This is a genomic window from Citrobacter sp. MGH100 (assembly GCF_001034465.1).
In the GTDB taxonomy this organism is placed as follows: domain Bacteria; phylum Pseudomonadota; class Gammaproteobacteria; order Enterobacterales; family Enterobacteriaceae; genus Citrobacter; species Citrobacter youngae.
This window is the reverse complement of record NZ_KQ089800.1, coordinates 931,122-944,558: the sequence shown is the minus strand read 5'-3', so window position 1 is coordinate 944,558 and position 13,437 is coordinate 931,122. Positions and strand designations below refer to the sequence as shown.

Sequence of the window (13,437 nt, the reverse complement as noted above, 5' to 3'; positions counted from 1 at the left end):
ACCACTATATCATTTCTATGTACGCTGTATAGGGATGACAAAAAATAATACGCCAGAAACAAAAAGGGCCGCTTACGCGACCCTTTGAGGAGAAATTCAGCCGGAATGCTGTTATTTCTTCCCTTCTACCCATTTGCCATCAACGAAAAATGCAGACCACCCGGTTGCTTTACCGTCTTTTTCCGCAGCGACATACTGCTGCTTAGTTTTACGGCTAAAGCGAACCATCGACTTATTACCATCGGGGTCCGTCTGCGGCGCATCGGCCAGATAGCGCAGTTTTTCCGGCAGACGATCGCGGAAGCGATACAACTCTTCCACTAACGGCGCACGGGTTTCACGTGATTTCGGGAAGGTGTTCGCAGCCAGGAAAATACCTGCTGCACCATCACGCAACACGAAATACGCGTCCGATTTTTCACACGGCAGTTCCGGCAATGGAACAGGATCTTCTTTCGGCGGAGCCACTTCGCCGTTACGCAGGATCTTACGGGTGTTTTTACACTCGTCGTTAGTACATGCCATGTATTTACCGAAACGCCCCATTTTCAGGTGCATTTCAGAACCACATTTCTCGCACTCAACGACAGGACCGTCATAACCCTTAATGCGGAACTCGCCCTCTTCGATCTCGTAGCCGTCGCAGGTTGGGTTATTACCACACACATGCAATTTACGCTTAGGATCGATAAGATAACTGTCCATTGCCGTACCGCACTTCTGGCAGCGGCGTTTGGCGCGCAATGCGTTCGTTTCCGCGTCGTCGCCTTCCAGCACGTTCAATACTTCGTTTTCCGGCACCAGGTTAATGGTGGTTTTGCAACGCTCTTTCGGGGAAAGTGCGTAGCCGGAGCAACCAAGGAAAACGCCGGTGCTGGCGGTACGAATACCCATCTTGCGCCCACATGTCGGACAATCAATGCTGGTCAGCACCATCTGGTTCGGACGCATACCGCCTTCTTCAGGATCTTTCTCGGCTTTATCCAGTTGCTGAGTAAAATCGCTGAAGAAGTTGTCGAGCACACCTTTCCACTCGGCTTCGTGGTTCGCCACCTGGTCAAGGCTGTCTTCCATCTGCGCGGTGAAATCGTAGTTCATCAGTTCGCGGAAGTTTTCTTCCAGACGATCGGTGACGATTTCACCCATTTTTTCTGCGTAGAAACGACGGTTCTCCACGCGAACATAACCGCGATCCTGAATCGTAGAAATGATCGACGCATAGGTAGATGGACGACCAATGCCACGCTTTTCAAGCTCTTTAACCAGCGAAGCCTCACTGAAGCGCGCAGGCGGTTTAGTAAAGTGCTGTGCTGGCGTCAGTTCGATAAGCGTCAGCATATCGCCTTTTTCTACCGCCGGTAAGATGCGATCTTCATCACCCTTACGCAGTGCAGGCATTACTTTCGTCCAGCCATCGAAGCGCAGAATACGACCGCGCGCCTTCAGACGGAAATCACCCGCGCCCACGGTCAGCGTGGTGGAGTCGTATTTCGCTGGCGTCATCTGACAGGCAACAAACTGGCGCCAGATCAGCTGATACAGTTTTTGCGCATCGGCTTCCATATCTTTCAGCGATTCTGCCTGTACGGCGACATCGGAAGGACGGATAGCTTCGTGCGCTTCCTGCGAGTTCTCTTTGCTGGCGTACTGGTTCGCGCTCTCCGGCAAATACTTTTTGCCAAAATTATCGCTGATGTAATCGCGAACCATCGCCACCGCATCCTGACTCAGGTTGGTTGAGTCAGTACGCATGTAAGTGATGTAACCCGCTTCATACAAGCGCTGCGCCATCATCATGGTTTTCTTCACACCGAAGCCCAGACGCGTGCTGGCGGCCTGCTGTAGCGTGGAGGTGATGAACGGCGCGCCCGGCTTGCTGCTGGTCGGCTTATCTTCACGTTCCAGAACGCTATAACGTGCTTTTTCCAGCAGGCTTACTGCCGCGAGTGTTTGCTCGCGATTAACCGGACGGAACGGTTTATCGTTCTGATGCGTCACTTCGAGCGGTAACGCGTCGCCGCCTGGCGTCGTGGTATTGGCATCAATTTCCCAGAACTCTTCGGGTACAAATGCCTTGATTTCGCGTTCACGCTCAACCACCAGACGCACGGCAACCGACTGTACGCGGCCAGCAGACAGGCCACGGGCAATTTTTTTCCACAGCAGCGGCGATACCATATAGCCGACAACGCGGTCCATAAAGCGACGCGCCTGTTGCGCATTAACGCGGTCGATGTTCAGCTCGCCCGGTTTTTCAAACGCCTGACGAATAGCATTTTTAGTAATTTCGTTAAACACCACGCGGCTGTAGCGGGTGTCGTCGCCACCGATAACTTCCCGCAGGTGCCAGGCAATGGCTTCCCCTTCGCGGTCAAGGTCGGTTGCGAGATAGATGTGGTCGGCTTTTTCAGCCAGTTGTTTCAGTTCAGAGACAACTTTCTCTTTACCAGGCAGCACTTCATAGCGCGCATCCCAGTTGTGCCACGGGTCAACGCCCATGCGGTTGACGAGAGCGCCACGTTCATCCTTTTTGGGCTTTTTAGCCGTTTTGGTGGAGGTTGAGTCGGCGCTCTTTTTAGTTGCTGAGCCACTAGTCGGCAAATCACGGATATGACCGACGCTGGATTTCACCACGTAGTCATTACCCAGATACTTGTTGATCGTTTTGGCTTTTGCCGGGGACTCAACGATGACAAGAGCTTTACCCATATTCACCTTTACCTAATTTGATTCTTCCAGAATGCGTCGCACGTTGATTCACCTTCCACTGGCGACGAGACATCGATATGGTCTCTGTGTCGGCGGATATCAACCCCTTAAACTGATTCGCGCTTGTAATGTAACGCTCATATAACTGAGTTAACAGGCTTTTTCACACGCAAACGCTATGGCGCGACGGAGTATTGGTCGAATGTCAAGCAAATCTGTTGCCAGATTGACGAAAGCGTCACACTGTACCTGATAAAATGCGTTACGCAACTTTATTAGCATGCAAAAACAAATCTCGCCAGTTGTAACACTGTCGTAAAACCTTCATTTATGTCAGGGAATATTTGCCCATAAGGCGGGCTCAGCGTAGACTAATGTCCTTGTTTAAGGAGTAAATCATGCATAAAGACACTCAACCCATCGATCGCGAGACACTGCTGATTGAAGCCAACAAAATCATTCGTGAGCATGAGGACACGCTGGCGGGGATTGTCGCCACCGGCGTTACGCAGCGAAACGGCGTGCTGGTTTTCAGCGGAGATTACTTTTTAGACGAGCAGGGGCTGCCGACGCCCAAAAGTACGGCTGTGTTTAATATGTTTAAACACCTGGCGCACGTACTTTCTGAAAAGTATCACTTGATCGATTAACGCGAGAAATCATTTGCCGGATGGCGGCGCTGCCTTCTCCGGCCTACGATGCTCTGAACCTGTAGGCCGGATAAGATGCGTGAGCATCGCCATCCGGCAATTGCAATTTTACATCAGGGGCTTCTGTCCCCGCTGCCACCAACGCATGAGTAAGCGGTCTGCACTTTCTGCCGCGCTGCCAGTGAAACGGTCCATCAGTTTTTTACGCTGCATATAGCGGACGTTCAGCACTTCACGGCCATCCATCAACCCCAGAATCACTTCGTCACTGGTATTGATCTCATCGACCAACCCGTTTGCCAGCGCCTGTTGCCCGAACCAGTGTTCACCTGTAGCAACCTGTTCGATGTCCAGAGTTGGACGCATACGCTGCACAAAATCTTTAAACAGATGATGGGTTTCATTCAAATCTTCACGGAATTTCTGTCGCCCTTCTTCCGTGTTTTCACCAAGCAGTGTCAGCGTGCGTTTGTACTGTCCTGCCGTGTGCAGTTCGATATCAATATCCTTGCTTTTCAGGAAACGGTTAAAGTTTGGGATCTGCGCGACGACGCCAATAGAGCCGACAATGGCAAACGGCGCTGAGACAATTTTATCCGCCACGCAGGCCATCATATATCCGCCGCTGGCAGCGACTTTATCTACCGTGACGGTTAGCGGGATCTGCTTATCGCGCAGGCGTTGTAACTGCGAAGCGGCCAGACCATAGCCATGTACCACACCGCCGGGGCTTTCCAGACGCACAACCACCTGATCTTGCGGTTTCACCACTGCCAGTACCGCCGTGACCTCTTCCCGTAATGCGCTGACCTCGTGGGCGTCCATACTGCCCTTAAAATCAAGCACCCAGACGCGAGGTTTTTCTGATGACAAACTGTCCCCCAGTTTTGCTTTGGCTTTGGCGGTTTTGGCCTCCAGCTTGTGCTTCTTTTTCTGCGCTTTATGCCATAACTTCTGCTGATGACTATCCAACAATGCCATCGACAGATCTTCCTTCATCTCTTTATATTGATCGCTAAGATTAATAACGCGTAGTTCACCACGCTGACGCTTACGTTGTGTCGCGTTTACAATCAGCATGACAATCACCGCAATAGCCACCACAACAGTGACAATTTTTGCCAAAAACAGCCCATATTCAGACAACAATTCCACGAGACCCACCTTGGTTAAACAACGCTACTTTCGCTCAGTGTACAACAGGCGTGTAAACCCGTCTTGCTTCATCCATCCGATGCTGAATCGGCAAAAAGCATGACAAAGTGTTCATTTTGCGGTGTTATTACCTTTGGCTGATTGAAAAACACCAGTGTTTAAGGCATAAAGCCGAAAAGTTATCGCGAACGAGATGGCCAGACGTCGCCGAGGAGTAGCCGTGCATTACCAACCTAAACAAGACCTGTTACAGGATCGCATTATTCTGGTCACCGGTGCCAGTGATGGCATCGGGCGTGAAGCCGCGCTTACCTATGCACGCTACGGTGCGACCGTTATCCTGCTTGGACGTAATGAAGAAAAATTGCGTCAGGTTGCCCGCGCCGTCGCCGATGAAAACGGAACACAACCACAATGGTTCACGCTGGATCTGCTCACCTGCACTACTGACGAATGCCACCAGCTCGCGCAGCGTATTGCCGCGCATTTCCCACGTCTGGATGGCGTACTGCATAATGCCGGATTGCTGGGCGATATCTGCCCGATGAGCGAACAAAACCCGCAGGTATGGCAGGATGTCATGCAGGTCAATGTCAACGCGACATTTATGTTGACTCAGGCATTGCTGCCGCTGTTACTCAAATCAGATTCAGGATCGCTGGTCTTCACCTCCTCCAGCGTCGGTCGTCAGGGACGGGCTAACTGGGGAGCGTACGCCACCTCGAAATTTGCTACTGAAGGAATGATGCAGGTACTGGCAGACGAATACCAGAATCGTCATTTGCGCGTAAATTGCATTAATCCAGGCGGCACGCGTACCGGCATGCGTGCCAGCGCATTCCCAACGGAAGATCCGCAAAAACTCAAAACCCCCGCCGATATTATGCCGCTTTACCTGTGGCTGATGGGCGATGACAGCCGCCGTAAAACCGGTATGACTTTTGATGCCCAGCCGGGCCGTAAACCAGGAATTGCCCAATGAGTGAAGAACGCTATCAGCAGCGCCAGCAGCGCGTAAAAGACCGGGTTGACGCGCGTGTTGCGGCCGCCAGGGACGAGCGCGGAATTATCATCGTTTTTACCGGTAATGGTAAAGGTAAAACTACAGCTGCGTTCGGTACAGCGACTCGCGCGGTGGGCCACGGCAAAAAAGTCGGTGTAGTGCAGTTCATTAAAGGTACATGGCCAAACGGCGAAAGAAACCTGCTCGAACCTCATGGTGTAGAATTTCAGGTGATGGCGACCGGGTTTACCTGGGAAACACAGAATCGTGAAGCTGACACCGCTGCCTGTCTGGCCGTATGGGAACACGGTAAGCGAATGTTGACCGAACCTGAGCTGGATATGGTTGTGCTGGATGAACTGACGTATATGGTGGCCTACGACTACCTACCGCTTGAAGAGGTGATCAACGCCTTAAACGCGCGCCCAGCCCAGCAGACGGTCATTATTACTGGTCGAGGATGCCATCGCGATATTCTGGAGTTAGCCGACACGGTCAGCGAGTTGCGTCCGGTCAAGCATGCTTTTGAGGCGGGCATTAAAGCCCAAATGGGGATTGATTACTAACAGCAGGCCGGATAAGGCGCTTGCGCCGCATCCGGCTCCACGCTAACGCCTGATGGCGCTTTGCTTATCAGGCCTGGTCATGATTAACCGTTGTTGCTGCGTCCGCCCGGGCGACGGCTGCTGCCGACCTGAGAGTGACGTTTCACCGCACGGCGGATCTGATTCGCCTTCATACGGCGACGATCTTTCTCGACGGCCACTTTAGAGGTCGTTTCTGGCTTCAGCTCCACCAGTTCACGCAAATAGTTGGTCTGAGCAAGATCAAGCTCTGTCCAGCCACCACGCGGCAGGCCTTTCGGCAGCGGGATATCACCGTAGCGTACACGGATCAGACGGCTTACCTGCACACCTACCGCTTCCCACAGACGGCGAACCTCGCGGTTGCGGCCTTCAGTCAGCGTGACGTTATACCACTGGTTAATCCCTTCACCACCGCTGAACTTGATCGTTTTAAACGCAGCCGGACCATCTTCCAACTGTACGCCACGGCTCAGATCACGCAGTTTAGCATCGTCAACCTGACCGAATACTCGCACCGCGTACTCGCGTTCAACTTCACGGCTCGGGTGCATCAGACGGTTCGCCAGTTCACCATCAGTAGTAAACAGCAGCAGACCACAGGTGTTCACGTCCAGACGACCTACGGCAATCCAGCGCGCGTCGCGCAGTTTTGGCAGGCGATCAAATACGGTCGGACGACCTTCCGGGTCGTTACGGGTACACAGTTCACCTTCCGGCTTGTAATAAGCCAGAACGCGGCAGATTTGTTCTGCAGATTCTTTCACCGAAATCAGATGACCGTCGATACGGATTTTCAGACCCGGCGTCACTTCAACGCGATCGCCGAGCGTGGCAATTTTGCCATCAACGCTCACGCAACCCGCGGCAATTATGGATTCAATTTCACGGCGAGAACCGTGGCCAGCACGCGCCAGCACTTTTTGTAACTTTTCGCTCATAGAGCTTCCTTTAGGTGTCGCCTTCACAGGCGTCGAACAGGAGAATCAACGGCGCCAGTCAGCGCCATTTTAAGGCCGCGTAGTATAGCGGTTCGCGCCCTTATAAGAAAGGTTTAACGTCACCAACACCTTCGCGCAATACCACCGGGGAATCGTCGGTTAAATCGATGACCGTGGTCGGCTGTTGGCCAAGATATCCACCATGGATAATCAAATCCACCTGTTTCTCCAGACGGTCTTTAATTTCTTCCGGATCTGACTCAGTAAAATCACTGCCCGGCAGCATCAGTGATGTGGAGAGCATCGGCTCGCCCAGCGCTTCAAGCAGCGCCAGTGCAATTGGGTTCGAGGGTACACGAAGGCCGATAGTCTTACGTTTTTCCTGCAACAAGCGGCGCGGAACCTCTTTCGTCCCCTTCAGGATGAAGGTGTAGTTGCCCGGCGTGTTGTTTTTGATCAAACGGAAGGCCACGTTGTCGACAAACGAATAGGTCGACAATTCGGACAGGTCACGGCACATCAGCGTAAAGTTGTGCCCGTCCGGCAGGTGACGGATGCAGCAAATGCGCTCCATTGCGCCTTTATCTTCAATTTTACACCCCAACGCATAGCCGGAATCGGTTGGATAGACAATCACCCCACCTTTCCGCACGATATCAACGGCCTGGTTAATCAGTCGCTGCTGCGGGTTTTCGGGATGAATATAAAAAAACTGGCTCATACTTTCCTCTCTGTGGTCTCGGGCTGCTCCCAAAGTTGCCAGACGCCTTCCACGCCTGCGGGCAACCAGAGTTTACGCCCCAGTTCAATCCATGGGCAGGGTAGATGAAAATCAGACCCTTGCGATGCCCACAGTTGATGCTGACGCGCAAGCGTCGCCAGATGGGTGCGTTCATTGGGAGACTGCTGGCACTGTGCCACCTCCATCGCGTCACCGCGGTGCTCAGCAAAATGCGCAACCAGTCTTTTCAGCCACTTAGCGCTAAGATCGTACCGACCTGGATGAGCCAGAACTGCCTTACCGCCAGAATGATGAATGACATCAATAGCTTGTTCTATTGTACACCACTGTGGCGGAACGTAACCGGTTTTCCCACGAGCAAGATATTTTTTAAAGACATCCGCCATGGTTGTGGCTTTGCCACATTCCACCAGGAAACGCGCAAAATGCCCCCGCGTAACCGCCCCGCCATCAGCCAGTCGTAGAGCCCCTTCCCATGCGCCGGGAATGTGCGCTTTGTCGAGCCGTTCAGCAATCAGGCGCGCGCGCTGCTGGCGACGTTCCGTCTGTTGCGCCAGAAAGTCGCACATCACTGGATGCGCGATATCAATGTTCAGACCCACTATATGGATCTCATGGTTTTCCCAGACCGTTGATATCTCAACGCCAGAGATCAAATTTAACGCTAAACCTGAACGTGAAATTTCTTCTCTTGCCGCCGCAATGCCCGCCGTGGTGTCATGATCTGTGATCGCCAGTGTACCGACTCGCATCTCTACCGCACGGTGTACTAAGGCTTCTGGCGTTAATCGCCCATCAGAAGCAGTAGTATGGCTGTGCAGGTCATAAATCACTGCGTAATTCGTGTCGCTCAAGGCGGCTCCCGTTTCAATAAATGTCGTAACACGCCCATCATAACGGTTTCGACAAATATACTGAAATCAGGTGTTGACTTTATTCCACCGAACCAGTTAACTAGTACGCAAGTTCACATGAAGAAGGTATCTGAGATGAAAGCAACATTTATCCTGCACGGTTGGTGGCGCACTTCCTGATTTCGGGCAGTGTCTTACGTCTGCAATATGCAACCAGATACCCGGCCCGCCAAATGAGCGGGCTTTTTTTTGAACAAAATTAATGAGAATAACGATGCAAACACAAAAACCAACACTTGAACTGCTCGCCTGCGATGCCGCCTACCGTGAGAACCCGACGGCGCTGTTTCATCAGGTGTGTGGCGCACGACCGGCAACGCTGCTGCTGGAATCCGCCGATATCGACAGCAAGGACGATCTCAAGAGCCTGCTGCTGGTCGACAGCGCATTGCGCATTACCGCCCTGGGTGACACTGTCACTATTCAGGCACTGTCGGCGAATGGCGCATCGCTGCTGCCCCTGCTGGACGCCGCCCTGCCCGCGGGCGTTGACAACGATAAACAGCCGAATGCTCGTCAGTTGACATTCCCCAGCGTAAGCCCGCTGCTGGATGAAGATGCCCGCTTATGTTCCCTTTCTGTATTTGATGCGTTCCGTTTACTGCAGGAACTGGTTAATGTTCCGGCGCAGGAACGTGAAGCGATGTTCTTCGGCGGTCTGTTTTCCTACGACCTGGTTGCCGGATTTGAAGATTTACCCCAGCTTGAGGCGGGTAACCAGTGCCCGGACTACTGCTTCTATCTGGCAGAAACGCTGATGGTTATCGACCACCAGAAAAAAAGCACCCGCATTCAGGCCAGCATCTTTACGCCAAATGACGAGGAAAAACTACGACTGAACGCCCGCCTGGCACAGTTGAGCCAACAGCTCACCGAACCCGCACCGCCGCTGCCCGTCACTGAAGTCCCGCAGATGCTCTGCGAATGCAATCAGAGCGATGAAGAGTTCGGCGCCGTAGTACGTGGCATGCAAAAAGCGATTCGCGCAGGTGAGATTTTCCAGGTGGTTCCATCTCGTCGTTTCTCGCTGCCCTGCCCGTCGCCGCTGGCAGCCTACTATGTGCTGAAGAAAAGCAACCCCAGCCCGTACATGTTTTTCATGCAGGACAACGAGTTCACACTGTTCGGCGCATCGCCGGAAAGCTCGTTGAAATACGATGCCACCAGCCGCCAGATTGAAATTTACCCGATTGCCGGGACCCGCCCACGCGGTCGTCGTGCGGACGGTTCGCTTGACCGCGACCTTGACAGCCGTATCGAGCTGGAGATGCGTACCGACCATAAAGAGCTTTCTGAGCACCTGATGCTGGTTGACCTTGCGCGTAACGACCTGGCGCGCATCTGTACGCCGGGTAGCCGCTACGTTGCGGATCTCACCAAAGTGGATCGTTACTCCTTCGTTATGCACCTGGTTTCACGCGTTGTCGGCGAGCTGCGAAGCGATCTGGATGTGCTGCATGCTTACCGCGCCTGTATGAATATGGGCACGTTAAGCGGTGCGCCGAAAGTTCGCGCTATGCAGCTTATCGCCGAGGCCGAAGGTCGACGCCGTGGAAGCTATGGCGGTGCCGTAGGTTACTTCACCGCCCATGGCGATCTGGATACCTGTATTGTGATTCGTTCCGCCCTCGTGGAAGACGGTATTGCTACCGTACAAGCCGGTGCCGGGATTGTTCTGGATTCTGTTCCGCAGTCTGAAGCCGATGAAACCCGTAATAAAGCGCGTGCGGTTCTGCGTGCTATCGCTACCGCACACCACGCACAGGAGACTTTCTGATGGCTGACATTCTGCTGCTCGATAACATCGACTCATTTACCTACAACCTGGCAGATCAGCTGCGCACTAACGGTCACAACGTGGTGATTTACCGTAACCATATCCCGGCCCAGACGTTAATTGACCGTTTAGCGACGATGAAAAATCCGGTGCTGATGCTTTCTCCAGGGCCTGGCGCACCCAGTGAAGCAGGCTGCATGCCAGAGCTGTTAACCCGCCTGCGCGGCAAGCTGCCGATCATTGGCATCTGTCTGGGTCATCAGGCGATTGTTGAGGCCTATGGCGGATATGTGGGCCAGGCTGGAGAAATCCTGCACGGCAAAGCCTCCAGCATTGAACACGACGGTCAGGCAATGTTTGCTGGTCTGGCGAATCCGCTGCCGGTGGCACGCTATCATTCGTTGGTTGGCAGCAACGTTCCGGCAGGATTAACCATTAGCGCCCATTTTAACGGCATGGTGATGGCGGTACGTCACGATACCGATCGCGTCTGCGGCTTCCAGTTCCATCCGGAATCCATTCTGACCACCCAGGGCGCGCGTCTGCTGGAACAAACGCTGGCCTGGGCGCAACAGAAGCTTGAACAGACCAATACGCTGCAACCTATTCTGGAGAAACTGTATCAGGCTCAGACGCTGTCCCAGCAGGAAAGCCACCAGTTGTTCTCTGCCGTGGTCCGCGGTGAACTGAAGCCGGAACAACTGGCAGCGGCGCTGGTGAGCATGAAAATTCGTGGCGAGCATCCGAATGAAATTGCCGGTGCGGCAACCGCGCTGCTGGAAAATGCCGCCCCGTTCCCACGCCCTGATTATCTGTTTGCCGATATTGTCGGTACCGGTGGTGATGGCAGCAACAGTATCAATATTTCCACCGCCAGCGCCTTTGTTGCAGCGGCTTGCGGACTGAAAGTTGCCAAACACGGTAACCGCAGCGTTTCCAGCAAATCGGGTTCTTCGGATCTGTTAGCGGCATTTGGCATCAATCTGGATATGAATGCCGATAAATCCCGCCAGGCGCTTGACGATCTCGGCGTGTGCTTCCTGTTTGCGCCGAAATACCACACCGGTTTTCGCCATGCCATGCCGGTACGCCAGCAGTTGAAAACCCGCACGCTGTTTAACGTGCTCGGCCCGTTGATTAACCCGGCACATCCGCCGCTGGCGCTGATCGGCGTTTACAGCCCGGAGCTGGTGCTGCCGATTGCCGAAACGCTGCGCGTGCTCGGCTATCAGCGAGCAGCCGTAGTGCACAGTGGTGGCATGGACGAAGTTTCGCTGCATGCACCGACCATTGTGGCTGAGCTGCACGATGGGGAAATCAAGAGCTACCAGCTAACGGCGGAAGACTTTGGCCTGACGCCATATCATCAGGAACAGTTGGCTGGCGGCACGCCGGAAGAAAACCGTGACATTCTGAGTCGCTTGTTACAAGGTAAAGGTGAGGCCGCTCATGAGGCTGCTGTTGCCGCGAATGTCGCCATGTTAATGCGCCTGCACGGTGAAGAAGACTTAAAAGCCAACGCGCAAACCGTGATTAATGTGCTGCGCAGCGGTGCGGCTTACGACCGTGTTACTGCACTGGCAGCGAGAGGGTAAATGATGCAAACCGTTTTAGCGAAAATTGTCGCTGACAAGGCGATTTGGGTAGAAGCCCGCAAACAGCAACAACCGCTGACCAGCTTTCAAAATGATGTTCAACCCAGCACGCGTGATTTCTACGATGCGCTGCAAGGGACACGTACCGCTTTTATTCTGGAGTGCAAAAAAGCCTCTCCATCAAAAGGCGTAATTCGTGATGACTTCGACCCGGCACAGATTGCGGGAGTATACAAACATTATGCGTCAGCAATTTCCGTGCTAACGGACGAGAAATATTTTCAGGGTAGCTTTGATTTTCTGCCCATCGTCAGTCGCATCGCACCACAGCCGATCCTGTGTAAAGACTTTATTATCGATCCTTACCAGATTTATCTGGCACGTTTCTACCAGGCGGACGCCTGCCTGCTGATGTTGTCGGTTTTAGATGATGAACAGTATCGTCAGCTCGCCGCCGTCGCCCACAGCCTGAAAATGGGCGTGCTGACCGAAGTTAGCAATGAAGAAGAGCTGGAGCGCGCCATTGCGCTGGGGGCGAAAGTCGTCGGTATTAACAACCGTGATTTGCGTGACCTGTCGATTGACCTCAACCGTACTCGCCAGCTTGCACCACGTTTGGGTCATGGCGTCACCGTCATCAGCGAATCCGGGATCAACACTTATGGTCAGGTTCGCGAACTCAGCCATTTCGCCAACGGATTTCTGATAGGTTCTGCGCTGATGTCCCATGATGATCTTCACGCCGCCGTTCGTCGTGTTTTGCTTGGCGAAAATAAAGTCTGCGGACTGACTCGTGCACAGGATGCAAAAGCAGCGTACGAATCTGGGGCCATTTATGGCGGCGTAATTTTTGTCCCGACCTCACCACGCGCTGTCAGCGTTGAGCAGGCGCGAGACGTTATGACGGGTGCGCCGCTACAGTATGTAGGCGTGTTCCGTAACACCGACATCGCAGACGTCCGCGAAAAAGTCACCGCACTGTCGCTGGCCGCCGTACAACTACATGGAAGCGAAGATCAGGCCTATATTGATGCTCTGCGCAATGTGCTACCCGCGCAGGTGCAAATCTGGAAGGCGCTAAGCGTCAGCGAGACATTGCCAGCCCGTGATTACCAGCATGTCGATAAATACGTTTTCGACAACGGTCAGGGCGGTAGCGGGCAACGCTTCGACTGGTCACTCTTAGGCGGACAATCGCTGGATAACGTTTTACTCGCTGGCGGACTCGGTGCAGATAACTGCGTCGACGCGGCTAAAACCGGCTGTGCCGGGCTCGATTTCAATTCTGGCGTAGAGTCACAGCCGGGCATCAAAGATGCGCGTCTTCTGGCTTCAGTCTTTCAGACGCTGCGCGCATATTAAGGAAA

Annotated in this window: 12 protein-coding genes and 1 other annotated feature; of the genes, 7 read left to right on the top strand and 5 right to left on the bottom strand. The window is 53.5% G+C overall.

Translation table 11 applies throughout. The features are described from left to right. Window positions 1–111 precede the first annotated feature (111 nt). A complete protein-coding gene (gene topA / locus SK32_RS04455; protein ID WP_048211498.1) occupies window positions 112–2,709 on the bottom strand; it encodes a type I DNA topoisomerase in 2,598 nt (865 codons plus the stop codon). Window positions 2,710–3,107: 398 nt separating this feature from the next. Here topA and SK32_RS04450 point away from each other — a divergent pair, with 398 nt between their 5' ends. Continuing rightward, on the top strand, window positions 3,108–3,359 hold the full coding sequence (locus tag SK32_RS04450; RefSeq protein ID WP_003020616.1) for a YciN family protein: 252 nt from the start codon (window positions 3,108–3,110) through the stop codon (window positions 3,357–3,359). 108 nt (window positions 3,360–3,467) lie between these two features. Here the strand turns inward: SK32_RS04450 and sohB are convergent, their stop codons facing one another. After that, window positions 3,468–4,514 (bottom strand): protease SohB, encoded by a 1,047-nt coding sequence (gene sohB, locus SK32_RS04445; protein ID WP_048211497.1) that lies wholly within the window; start codon window positions 4,512–4,514, stop codon window positions 3,468–3,470. Between the two features lie 220 nt (window positions 4,515–4,734). Between sohB and SK32_RS04440 the strand changes: the two genes are divergently transcribed. Together SK32_RS04440 and cobO are read left to right on the top strand one after the other, a co-directional pair. Further along, a complete protein-coding gene (locus tag SK32_RS04440; protein WP_048211496.1) occupies window positions 4,735–5,496 on the top strand; it encodes a YciK family oxidoreductase in 762 nt (253 codons plus the stop codon). Next, complete coding sequence (gene cobO, locus SK32_RS04435) at window positions 5,493–6,083, top strand: cob(I)yrinic acid a,c-diamide adenosyltransferase (RefSeq protein ID WP_048211495.1); 591 nt, start codon at window positions 5,493–5,495, stop codon at window positions 6,081–6,083. The genes SK32_RS04440 and cobO overlap by 4 nt, the downstream gene beginning before the upstream one ends. Before the next feature lie 83 nt (window positions 6,084–6,166). On the opposite strand, the gene rluB is transcribed toward cobO, so the two are convergent. The 3 genes from rluB to rnm form a co-directional block, all read right to left on the bottom strand. Continuing rightward, entirely contained in the window at window positions 6,167–7,042 is an 876-nt protein-coding gene (rluB, locus tag SK32_RS04430) for a 23S rRNA pseudouridine(2605) synthase RluB (RefSeq protein ID WP_048211494.1), read from the bottom strand. Window positions 7,043–7,142: 100 nt separating this feature from the next. Then, entirely contained in the window at window positions 7,143–7,763 is a 621-nt protein-coding gene (locus SK32_RS04425; protein WP_048211493.1) for an L-threonylcarbamoyladenylate synthase, read from the bottom strand. Next, window positions 7,760–8,638 carry an RNase RNM gene (gene rnm / locus SK32_RS04420; RefSeq protein ID WP_048211492.1) on the bottom strand — a complete coding sequence of 293 codons (879 nt, stop codon included), beginning with the start codon at window positions 8,636–8,638 and terminating at the stop codon, window positions 7,760–7,762. The genes SK32_RS04425 and rnm overlap by 4 nt, the downstream gene beginning before the upstream one ends. A 135-nt stretch (window positions 8,639–8,773) precedes the next feature. Here rnm and trpL point away from each other — a divergent pair, with 135 nt between their 5' ends. From trpL to trpCF, 4 genes are all read left to right on the top strand, one after another. Then, window positions 8,774–8,818 carry a trp operon leader peptide gene (trpL, locus tag SK32_RS26220; RefSeq protein ID WP_133087228.1) on the top strand — a complete coding sequence of 15 codons (45 nt, stop codon included), beginning with the start codon at window positions 8,774–8,776 and terminating at the stop codon, window positions 8,816–8,818. Next, window positions 8,795–8,889, top strand: a sequence feature (Trp leader region). (Overlaps the previous gene by 24 nt.) 23 nt (window positions 8,890–8,912) lie before the next feature. Continuing rightward, on the top strand, window positions 8,913–10,475 hold the full coding sequence (locus SK32_RS04415; RefSeq protein WP_048211491.1) for an anthranilate synthase component 1: 1,563 nt from the start codon (window positions 8,913–8,915) through the stop codon (window positions 10,473–10,475). Next, entirely contained in the window at window positions 10,475–12,070 is a 1,596-nt protein-coding gene (gene trpD / locus SK32_RS04410; protein ID WP_048211490.1) for a bifunctional anthranilate synthase glutamate amidotransferase component TrpG/anthranilate phosphoribosyltransferase TrpD, read from the top strand. Before SK32_RS04415 ends, trpD begins: the two co-directional genes overlap by 1 nt. A gap of 3 nt (window positions 12,071–12,073) precedes the next feature. Continuing rightward, window positions 12,074–13,432 carry a bifunctional indole-3-glycerol-phosphate synthase TrpC/phosphoribosylanthranilate isomerase TrpF gene (gene trpCF / locus SK32_RS04405; RefSeq protein WP_048212577.1) on the top strand — a complete coding sequence of 453 codons (1,359 nt, stop codon included), beginning with the start codon at window positions 12,074–12,076 and terminating at the stop codon, window positions 13,430–13,432. Window positions 13,433–13,437 lie beyond the last annotated feature (5 nt).

Coding starts and splice junctions, on each gene's coding strand:
- SK32_RS04415 (WP_048211491.1), top strand. CDS start 8,913: ATGCAAACACAAAAACCAACACTTGAACTGCTCGCCTGCGATGCCGCC.
- rluB (WP_048211494.1), bottom strand. CDS start 7,042: ATGAGCGAAAAGTTACAAAAAGTGCTGGCGCGTGCTGGCCACGGTTCT.
- cobO (WP_048211495.1), top strand. CDS start 5,493: ATGAGTGAAGAACGCTATCAGCAGCGCCAGCAGCGCGTAAAAGACCGG.
- topA (WP_048211498.1), bottom strand. CDS start 2,709: ATGGGTAAAGCTCTTGTCATCGTTGAGTCCCCGGCAAAAGCCAAAACG.
- trpCF (WP_048212577.1), top strand. CDS start 12,074: ATGCAAACCGTTTTAGCGAAAATTGTCGCTGACAAGGCGATTTGGGTA.
- trpD (WP_048211490.1), top strand. CDS start 10,475: ATGGCTGACATTCTGCTGCTCGATAACATCGACTCATTTACCTACAAC.
- SK32_RS04450 (WP_003020616.1), top strand. CDS start 3,108: ATGCATAAAGACACTCAACCCATCGATCGCGAGACACTGCTGATTGAA.
- SK32_RS04425 (WP_048211493.1), bottom strand. CDS start 7,763: ATGAGCCAGTTTTTTTATATTCATCCCGAAAACCCGCAGCAGCGACTG.